General features: G+C 64.8%; 2 protein-coding genes and 1 pseudogene. 2 read left to right on the top strand and 1 reads right to left on the bottom strand.

The annotated features are described in order from the left end of the window. Positions 1–54: 54 nt before the first annotated feature. A complete protein-coding gene (locus ACS5Q1_RS32760; protein ID WP_473102133.1) occupies positions 55–5,592 on the bottom strand; it encodes a trifunctional serine/threonine-protein kinase/ATP-binding protein/sensor histidine kinase in 5,538 nt (1,845 codons plus the stop codon). Between the two features lie 223 nt (positions 5,593–5,815). On the opposite strand from ACS5Q1_RS32760, the pseudogene ACS5Q1_RS32765 reads away from it, so the two are divergent. Next, positions 5,816–5,914, top strand: a pseudogene (locus tag ACS5Q1_RS32765) (IS6 family transposase); the annotation flags it as partial. 226 nt (positions 5,915–6,140) lie between these two features. Beyond that, the gene (locus ACS5Q1_RS32770) at positions 6,141–6,842 is read left to right on the top strand and encodes an IS6 family transposase (protein WP_473102134.1); all 702 of its coding nucleotides are present in this window, start codon (positions 6,141–6,143) and stop codon (positions 6,840–6,842) included. Positions 6,843–7,007 lie beyond the last annotated feature (165 nt).

A 7,007-nucleotide genomic window follows, 5' to 3' on the forward strand; every position in this document is an offset into this window, starting at 1 on the left:
ATCCAAAGCCTTTGCCGGATCATCCCAGGTTTACAGGGTCTCAGCGAGTTGCTGTCACTGGGGATGGTCCTGTCCCTCTGAAGGCAGGGTGAACTGAAATACGGCCCCTCGCGGTTCGTTAGCCTCGGCCCACAATCGCCCGCCGTGCGCCTCGATGATCGAGTGGCAGATCGCCAAGCCCATGCCCATGCCGCTGGATTTGGTCGTGTAGAAGGGCGCGAAGACACGCTCCAGACTCTCCGCGTCCAAGCCTGGGCCCGAATCCCGCACGGCGACCACCACTCCGCCCAAAGCAACCATCTCCGTGCGGACCACCACCTCCCGCGGTCCGGCGTCCAGGCCGCTCATCGCCTCGATTGCGTTCATGATCAGATTGAGGACAACCTGCTGCAGTTGGACGCGGTCGCCAGCCACGGATGGCAAGCCCGGTGCGAGATCCGTCTGCAACGAGACGCCCTGCTTCAGCGCTTCGCTGCGGGTCAGGCTGACGACGTCCCGCACGGCTTCATTGACGTCCAGCCGACCCTTGAGGGCAGGCGCCTTCTTAACCAGGGCCTTGATCCGGCCGATGACCTCGCCGGCCCGTCCTGCGCTCTCGACGATGCGGCCGAGGGATTGGCGGACCTCCGCCATGTCGGGTGGTTCGCGAGCCAGCCAGCGCAAGCCGGCCTGGGCATTGGTGACCGCCGCGGCAATGGGCTGATTGACCTCGTGGGCGATGGAGGCGGTCAGTTGGCCCATGGTTGTGACGCGGTTGGCGTGCGCGAACTCCATCTGCGTCTCGCGCAACCGCCGCTCGCTCTCGCGCGCCTCGGCCTCCATGCGCTTGTGCTCTGTCAGGTCGAGCACAAAGGCGACACCCTGGGTCCTGCTCTCCTCGAAGGTCGTCCTCCCGAGCAGCACGGGCACGCGGCTGCCGTCCTTGCGGAGGAATTCCTTTTCATAGGGCCTACAGCTTCCGGTCTGCCTGATTTCTTCGACCGCTCCCTGGTCGGCGGGCTGGTATTCCGGCGGCGTCAGGTCGGTCCAGCGCAAGCGGCCGGCCACGAGTTCCTCGCGCCCGTAGTCCACGATCCGGAGAAAGGCGTCATTGGCCTCAAGGATCCGGCCATCAAAATTCCAGAGGAAGATCCCGATGATGTTGGCCTCGACCAGCCGCCGGATCCTGGCTTCGCGTTCGGTGAGATCACGGTACAAACGGCCATTTTCGAGCGAGATCGCCGCCTGCGAGGCGAGCAGCTTCAACACTGCCATCCGGGCCGGCGAGAAGACGCGAGGGGCCAAGTTGTTCTCGAGGTAGAGCACCCCGAGGAGCTTGGCCTGATTCAGCAATGGGAGGCACAGAACCGATCGGGCGTGGTGCTGCGGGATGTAAGGATCCGTAGCAAACGGGTTCGGCGCTGAAGCATCGTCGAGAACCACGTTCTCCCGGGTCCGCAGAACATAATGGAGAACTGATTCCGGCAATGCGGTCGGAATCACCGGCTGGTCACGCAGATGCACAACAATCGTATCGCCGCAGGTTATGGCCTCCGCCGCGATCCGCGGTTCGGCCCCACGCGGCAGGATCAACAGGCCGCGCTCCGCCCCCGCCTGGGCGAGCGCGGTGCGCATGAGCGTCTCGAGCAGCTTCTCCAGCACAATCTCGCCGGAGACGGCCTGAGACACAGTGATCACGGTCGAAAGGTCGAGGTACTCCACCGGCGCCCCAATCGTCCTCGTCGGGCTGGGCACTGGCCCGTCCTCCCGCAGGTGCGGATAAATTTCATCGAGTTGCCGCACCTTGCCATCGGCTCCCCAGCGCAGGTAGCAGTGACGGGCATTCCGCAGGTAGAGGGCGGCAATCTGGTCAAACCCGCGTGCCCGGTAGAAGGCGGAAGCGCGCTCATTGGCAATCGCCTCGTTGTGGACGAGGCCGCTGGTGCGAGCCGCGCGGATGGCCTGCTCGTAGAGGCGCATCGCGTCGACATCGCGGCCTTCGATGCACGCAATCTCCGCGCCAACCAGCGCGGCGCGGCTCTCGAAGTTCTCCGGGCAGTTCTCCGCCCACTCCCGGAGCTGGCGGTGGTGGCCCGCCAAGGCCTGTCGATCCTGATTACTCTCCGCGGCAGATGCCGCGCCGCAGAGCGAGGCCAGCGCCAGCGCAGCGTAGAAGTGGTACTCCGCCCGCTCGAAGATGGAGGGCGACATCCAGAGGAGGCGTTCTGCATTCGCCGCCGCCGCGACAGCGCCGGCGTGGTCATCGGCGAGCACGCGGGCCTGAAGCTTGCGGATCCAGTACAAACAGGCGGCGATCGCCAGGCGTGAATCCGCCTCTAGATGACGCTCGAACCGCTCCTCGTCGCACTGAACGTCATCGAAGCGGCCAAAGGCCGGCGTGAGACCGCGAAGCGTCCGGATCAACTGGAGCTGCGCAGTGATGAGGTCGACAACGAGACCAAACTGTGCCTGGCGCGCGAAGTCGAGCCCGACCTCGGCCTCGCGCTCCACCTCGGCGAGTGGATCGCCGCTGGCGAGGAGCTGCGTGATCAGGCCGTTGCAGCTGAAGGCCGCGTAGGTGAGGTCTCCGGCCTGCTGCGCCGCGTCGAAGGCGTGCCGCGCGGGCGGGCGGACCATTCGAGGATGCCGTATCGAGGGATTGGCGAGGTTTCCGAAAGCCAAGTAGACGCGGGCCTTCAGGCGGCCCATTCCAGGCTGCTCCACCAAGTCAAGTCCGAGCTGGCCGAAGCGGAGACCCGCCTTATAGTCGCCGAAGTATGGCCCCAGCACGGTGCCTATCGCGGTGTAGGCATAGCACGACGCGTCGCTATTGCCGTGCTCCAAGCTGAGGTTCCCCATGCGGCCGATGATAAGGCAGCGCAGGTTCTCGTCGGTGAACAAGGCCGGCGTCACGAGCGCGGTGAGGACCTCCATCGTCCCGCACGCGATCGGATCTGTCATGCGCGGCAGGTCGAGCAGCATCTCGATTGGGCGGTCCCCGAGCTGCCGCCGTATCCGCGCGTATTCCTGCTGGACTTCCTCTCGCGTCGGATGCGCCGACCAAGCGATACCGACGCGATATAGGTAGTCGAGGCCGACCGCGACAGCGCTGTCACTTCGACCGAGAGTCATGAGGAGGTCCACCCACAGCCGGGTGACGGTAGCCAGGTTCGGGAGGCTGGTAGTGCGGCTTGCCAAGCCGGCAAGGTGCGCCTCTGCTTCCATCGGCAAGCCCGTGAGGAACTCGCATTCGGCCCGGTGCAGCTCGAGCGCAAAGGCGAGCTCGGGTCGGCACTCCCACGCGTCCTCCGGCAACAGCGCCAGTCCGGCAATGAGATAGGTCAGAGCCGAGGCATAGGCGGTCGAGGCCCTGGCGCGCCGGCCCGCGAGCAGGTTGAGCTCGGCGAGCCGCTCCCGCTCCCCAGCCGTGGTGATCAGGGTAGCGCCGCGGTTAAGCTGGCTCACAATCTCAAAGACACGCTCCTCGATCGCTTCCGGCGGCGTGCGCGCAACGAGCCGCCGGCCAATCCGCAGGTGCTCGGCGGACCGCTCGCCTTCGGGGATAAGCGCATAGGCCGCCTCCTGCACGCGATCGTGCAGGAACCGGTAGGTCCCTTCCCGCCGGAACATCAGCCCGGCTCGCACCGCCTCCTTGAGAGCTGCGTCGAGCGCAGCCCTGCTCGTGCCATTGACCATGCTCAGGGTGGCGATCGCCGCGCCATTGCCCAGGCAGGCGAGCTGTCGCAGTGCCATCTGGGTCGCTTCGGGCAGGCGGGTCAGCTTGCCAAGCATGAGGTCCACGACATTGTCGGTGAAGCCCTTGGCCTTGAGCTGATCAAGGTCCCACGACCAGCGCATCTGGCCATGATCAAAGGCGAGCAGGCCCTCCTCGGCAAGCGCGGTGAGGAACTGGATCGTGAAAAACGGGTTGCCGGCAGTCTTCTCGTGGACAAGCTGGGCTAGAGGCTCGGCGCGCTCCCGCTCGCTGTGCAGGGCGTCGGCGATGAGCCGACCCACAGCGCCGAGCCCGAGCGGCGCCAGCACGATCTCCTGCACCGATGCTCCCGCTTTCCGAACCGATTCGAGCTTGCGCCGGAGCGGATGCGTGGCATCGATCTCGTTGTCCCGATAGGCGCCAATCAGCAACAGGTGCTGCACGTCCGGCTGCGTCAACCAATCCTCAAGCAGATCGAGGGTGCCGGCATCGACCCATTGCAGATCGTCGAGAAACAGCGCCAGCGGATGCTCCGGCCGGGCAAAGACGCCGAGGAACCGCCGGAAGACCAACTGGAACCGCCTCTGCGACTGCTGCGGCGGCAGTTCTTGGACCGGCAGCTGTTCTCCGACGATGACTTTCAGGTCGGGAACGAGGTCGACCATGAGCTGGCCGTTAGGGCCGAGAGCCTCCAGCAGGGCGTCGCGCCAGGGCGCTAGCTCGGCGTCACTCTTCGCGAGAAGACCGCGGATCGGGCCCCGAAAAGCCTGTGCGAGTGTCGAATATGGGATGTCGCGCTTAAATTGGTCGAACTTGCCGGACGCGAACAGACCGCGCGGGGGCACCAGCACTTTGTGGAGTTCATGGACGACGGAAGACTTGCCGATGCCGGAATAGCCGGAGACCAGAACCAGCTCCGGCACGCCGCTCGTGACAACGCGGTCGAAGGCGGTGAGCAAGGTGTTGATTTCGGGCCCTCGCCCATACAGCTTCTCGGGGATGAGGAGCCGGTCGGGTGTGTCGTGGGCGCCGAGTGGAAAGGCGTCAATACGACGCTGAGCCATCCACTCGGCTAGGCAGCACCGGAGGTCTCTCTCGAGACCATGCGCGGTTTGGTACCGTTCCTCGGCGGACTTGGCGAGCAGCTTCATGACGATAGCAGAGATTGTCGCTGGCACGTCCTTCCGGCGCTCGGCGGGTGGAATTGGCTGCCGCGCGATATGGCAATACACCCACTCCATCGGATCGGTCGCCGTGAATGGCAGAACACCGGTGAGCATCTGGTAGAGCGTGGCGCCGAGCGCGTAGAGGTCGCTGCGGGAGTCGACGGAGCGGTTCATGCGCCCGGTCTGCTCCGGCGCCATGTAGGCGAGCGTTCCGGCGATCTCCTCGGGCGGGACCAGGGCTTGGCGCTCGCGTTGCAGCCGCGAGGCGAGACCGAAGCCGGTGAGCCGCACCTGCCCTTCAGCGCCGATGACCAGGATGTTGGCCGGCTTGAGGTCCTTGTGGATCAGTCCACGCTGGTGGACTCGGCCCAAGGCCGTGGCGATACCAATGCCGAGGCGCAAGAAGCGCTCCACCTCCACGGGGACACCGAGCAGCCTGTCGAGCGGCTCGCCGCTGGGGTCCTCGAGCACCAGTACGGTCCGGCCGCCTTCACGCCCAAGCTCCAGCGGCCGCACGGCCCATGCACTGTCCAGCTCGTCCTTCAGACCATATTCGTGCACGAGGCGATGGAGGCTAGCGGGGGCTGGGTGCTCGGCGGTGGGCCAGACGGCCAGCACAGCCTTGCGCTGGCCGTCGTCGTCCAGGCGCCACCCTCGGTAGAAGGAACGTTCACCATCTTCCCACAGGAACTGGAAGCTGCTCTCCTCCTCGGCGCCGAATCGGAAAGACATGCTCAATGGCAGGTCTCCATTGTCAGCCCGGGCTCGCCTTAACACCGATCGGGCTAGAATCTTCATCCGCGAACGTTCGTTTTCCCATGATACCCAGACGGCGCTAGAGCGACAACTTTGCCTGTTGCGATGCGGAATGAGCGCGTTCCCGCCGAGCATGCTGGATCAATGCCTGTCGCACGAGCTTGCAAGTTCGGGAAGCGAAATGAATCCATTCTCAGCGATCGTGACCGACAAACTCGGGTCTTATGACGCGGCCAAACGCGACATCCTCCCGGGCGTCGAGCATCGGCAGAGCCGGTATCTCAACAACCGCTGCGAGGAGCCACGTGGGTCATGGACCGGGTCGACTGGTTCATGGTGGAGCACGAGGATCCGGAGGCATGGCGGAAGACCCAATTGGTTCGTCCTCACGGCAAGGATCCCGCTCACAACATCCTGGGAACGATGGCAAGGGCTGTCGGTCGCAAGCCCCCCGCCCAGCCGCACCCTGCGGGGCGTTGTCACGTTAACCCGGACATGAGATCGAGCGGGGTAGATGGTCTGGCATGAGCCAGCCCGTCAGCTACAAACGCCATCGCTTTCCGCCTGAGATCATTGCCCATGCGGTGTGGTTGTACTTCCGGTTTCCTTTGAGCCTGCGGCTGGTCGAGGAGATGTTGCTGGAGCGCGGCATTCTCGTTTCCTACGAGACGGTCCGGCGCTGGGCCTTGAAGTTCGGGCCCGCGTACGCGCGCCGTCTCAGGCGCAAGACGCCAAGCCGCCGCGACATTTGGCACTTGGATGAGGTTGTGATCACGATCTCTGGCCAGAAACACTGGCTCTGGCGGGCGGTTGATCAGGACGGCTATGTGCTTGATGAGATCGTCCAGAGTCGACGCGACACCAAGGCGGCCAAGCGCTTGTTGAAGCGTCTGTTGAGGAAGCAGGGCTGCCCACCCCGGCGGCTGATCACGGATAAGCTCGGCTCCTACGCGGCCGCGCGGCGCCAAGTCATGCCAGCTACCGAACACCGCTCGCACAAGGGACTTAACAACCGCGCGGAGAATTCGCACCTACCGCTGCGTCGGCGCGAGCGAGCGATGCAGGGCTTTCGATCGCCAGGAGGCCTGCAGCGGTTCGCTACGATCTTCTCAGCGGCCCGCAACCTTTTCGTTCCACCCCGCTCCTGCCGCTCTGCTCTTGCCACCCATCTGCATCGTCTCGCCGCCATGGCGGAATGGAAGTCTGCAGCCTGCGTTGCAGCGTGAACCCGTCAGGTGACCGCGGTTGCCTCACTGCGCTCGATTTCAGTTAACGTGATGTCGTGGATGGCGCCCTCCACCAGCGTCAGACGTGCCAGAATAGGCATGTCCAAGAACCGGAGAGGAGCCACTCATCATGCCAGAGATTGCCACCATCGGCCTTGATATCGC

The sequence above is a fragment of the Microvirga sp. GN3 genome, assembly GCF_055792825.1.

Bases quoted from the DNA above. Each gene is read 5' to 3' on its own strand.
- ACS5Q1_RS32770 (WP_473102134.1), top strand. From the start codon at position 6,141: ATGAGCCAGCCCGTCAGCTACAAACGCCATCGCTTTCCGCCTGAGATC.
- ACS5Q1_RS32760 (WP_473102133.1), bottom strand. From the start codon at position 5,592: ATGTCTTTCCGATTCGGCGCCGAGGAGGAGAGCAGCTTCCAGTTCCTG.